Source organism: Candidatus Erwinia dacicola, from assembly GCF_001756855.1.
GTDB classification, from domain to species: domain Bacteria; phylum Pseudomonadota; class Gammaproteobacteria; order Enterobacterales; family Enterobacteriaceae; genus Erwinia; species Erwinia dacicola.
On record NZ_MAYS01000114.1, the window covers coordinates 1 to 2,428 of the forward strand.

Annotated in this window: 2 protein-coding genes; both read left to right on the forward strand. The window is 52.9% G+C overall.

The genetic code is table 11. From position 1 onward, the window contains the following. The first annotated feature begins 255 nt into the window (after positions 1–255). On the forward strand, positions 256–1,812 hold the full coding sequence (locus BBW68_RS03565; protein WP_070134025.1) for a TerC family protein: 1,557 nt from the start codon (positions 256–258) through the stop codon (positions 1,810–1,812). 135 nt (positions 1,813–1,947) lie between these two features. Further along, on the forward strand, positions 1,948–2,428 hold a 481-nt coding region (locus BBW68_RS03570), incomplete at its 3' end, for an IS6 family transposase (protein ID WP_070133758.1).

Consider the following 2,428-nt stretch of genomic DNA (forward strand, 5'->3'; position numbering starts at 1 on the left):
CTTTGCAACAGTGCCGAAAATATTTTGACGTCCCTGCGGCAACTGATAAAGTAGGGATCTTTTTTCATACAGGAGTAACGGGCCTCAGCCCTCCCTATGGACTGTCACCGAAGTCGCTTAATCATGCTGCTGGGCTATCCGGTATCGTTTTTAACGTCATTTGACGTCATCATGTTTTCCACCTGTCGTTATCTCTGCCGCACGTTCAGCCGAAAGCCTGCTGCGTTTTTCCGATCCTTTTTTTCGGAGTCTTTCATGGAATTTCTCTTAGACCCCTCAATCTGGGCCGGTCTCTTTACGCTCATTGTTCTTGAGATTGTGCTGGGCATCGATAACCTAGTGTTTATCGCCATTCTGGCCGATAAACTGCCGCCAAAGCAGCGTGATAAAGCCCGTCTGATCGGCCTGTCACTAGCGCTGGTTATGCGTCTTGGCCTGCTGTCGCTTATCTCGTGGATGGTGACCCTGACCCGTCCGCTGTTTAGCATTGGCGAATTCAGCTTCTCTGGCCGCGACCTCATTCTGCTGGTGGGTGGACTGTTCCTGCTGTTCAAAGCCACGATGGAGCTGCATGAACGGCTGGAAAACCGTGAGATGAATGACGGCGGCAATAAAGGATATGCCAGTTTCTGGGCCGTGGTGGTGCAGATTGTTATTCTTGATGCGGTATTCTCCCTTGATGCGGTGATCACTGCTGTCGGGATGGTTAACAATCTGGCGATTATGATGACCGCCGTGGTGATTGCGATGGGTGTAATGCTGCTGGCATCCAAACCGCTGACCAACTTTGTCAACGCGCACCCGACCGTGGTGGTGCTGTGCCTGAGCTTCCTGCTGATGATTGGTCTCAGCTTGGTAGCGGAAGGTTTCGGCTTCCATATTCCAAAAGGTTACCTGTACACAGCGATTGGCTTCTCGATTCTTATCGAGCTGTTTAACCAGATTGCGCGCCATAACTTTATGCGCCATCAGGAAAGACGCCCCATGCGTGAACGCACTGCAGAGGCAATCCAGCGCCTGATGGGCGGGTGTCGTCAAAGCGAAGTGCTGAACAGTAAAAGCAGTGAAGTTGCCGCGATCATGCCGCAGGAAACATTTAAAGATGAAGAGCGCTACATGATCAATGGGGTACTGACGCTGGCATCACGTTCGGTGCGCAGCATCATGACGCCGCGTGGTGAGATCTCCTGGGTTGACGCCACGCATCCGCTGGACGGAATTCGCATTCAGCTGCTGGATACCCCGCACAGCCTGTTTCCGGTCTGCCGGGGCGAGCTGGACGAAATTATTGGCATCGTGCGCGCGAAAGAGCTGCTGGTGGCATTGGATCACGGGATTGATGTGGCAACCCTTGCCAGCAACACTCCGCCGATCATCGTACCGGAAACGCTCGATCCGTTGAACCTGCTGGGCGTGCTGCGCCGGGCAAAAGGCAGCTTTGTCGTTGTCACCAACGAGTTTGGCGTGGTGCAGGGGCTGATTACGCCGCTGGACGTACTGGAAGCGATTGCCGGTGAGTTCCCGGATGAAGATGAAACCCCGGATATTATTGCGGATGGTGATGGCTGGCTGGTGAAGGGCGGAACCGATCTGCACTCGCTACAGCAGCTGCTGGATACTCAAGAGCTGGTTAAGCCGGAAGATGATCATGCTTCGCTAGCGGGGCTGCTGATTGACCAGAAAGGTCAGCTGCCAAAAGCCGGTGAGGTGATAGAGATGCTGCCGCTGTGCTTCCAGATTATCGAAGCCACCGACTACCGTATTGATCTGGTGCGTGTCACCAAAGAGCGTCAGAAAGATGAAGAAGAGTAACTATCAGGCGTGCCTGATCTTGATGATTAGGAAACTGAATCAACCATTTTGGGGTTTCTTAACCGTAAGCTGGGCACTGTTGCAAAGATCTGGCGATGGTAAACTGATGCCACTGTTTAGTTGAAGGAGCAGCACATGAACCCATTTAAAGGTCGACATTTTGAGCGTCATATTATCCTGTGGGCCGTCTGCTGGTACTGCAAATATGGCATCAGTTATCGTGAGCTGCAGGAGATGCTGGCTGAGCGAGGGGTAAATGTCGATCACACCACGATTTATCGATGGGTTCAGCGTTCTGCACCTGAAATGGAAAAGCGGCGGCGCTGGTACTGGCGTCAACCTTCCGGTTTTGGCTCATGGCATCTCGATGAAACCTACGTGAAGGTCAACGGACGCTGGGCTTATCTGTACCGCGCCGTCGACAGCAGGGGCTGCACCATTGACTTTTACCTGTCTTCACGTCGTCACACCAAAGCCGCCTATCGCTTTATGGGTAAACTTCTGAATAATACGAAGCGCCTGCAAATTCCACGGTTGATCAACACAGATAAAGCCCCGACGTATGGGCGGGCGCTGGCATTGCTGAAGCGGGAAGGTAAATGTCCGCAGCATGTGC

Coding starts and splice junctions, on each gene's coding strand:
- BBW68_RS03565 (WP_070134025.1), top strand. CDS start 256: ATGGAATTTCTCTTAGACCCCTCAATCTGGGCCGGTCTCTTTACGCTC.